A 517-nucleotide genomic window follows, 5' to 3' on the forward strand; every position below is an offset into this window, starting at 1 on the left:
GCGGGATTACCCACCCACGCCACACGATCACTCGAGCTGAACTGCGCATAGCCATTGTTGATGACGAGCCGGTTGACCGCACGGTGAGCAACAACAACCCCCTTGGGAAGGCCGGTCGAGCCGGAGGTGTACATCACGTAAGCAGCAGCCTCGGCGCTCAATGCCAGGCCAGGATCGGCACTAGACCCAGTCCCAGCCATGAGCGGCTCAATGGCCAGAACAGGGATCGTCACCTCAAGCAGATCATCATCGTCACTCTCGCTAAGCACCAGGCGCGCAGCACAATCGGCCATCAGCCATTCTTGTCGCGCAGATGGAAGAGCGCGATCGACCGGCACATACACTCCCCCCGCCTTGAGGATCGCCAGTTGCGCCACCACAAGGGCGACGGAGCGGTTCAGCACTGTCGCAACGCAATCCCCCGGCTTCACACCGAGCCCGATCAGATGATGCGCCAGCCGGTTGGCCCGCGCGTTGAGCTCGCCATAGCTCAGGCGCTCGTCCTCATGGACCACCG

General features: G+C 62.5%; 1 protein-coding gene. It reads right to left on the reverse strand.

Annotated features, from left to right (window positions below):
* A partial coding sequence (locus tag NKJ73_RS34195) for an AMP-binding protein (RefSeq protein ID WP_352518210.1) occupies positions 1-517 on the reverse strand: 517 nt, incomplete at both ends.

It is taken from the genome of Mesorhizobium sp. M0074 (genome assembly GCF_040322975.1).
Lineage (GTDB): Bacteria > Pseudomonadota > Alphaproteobacteria > Rhizobiales > Rhizobiaceae > Mesorhizobium.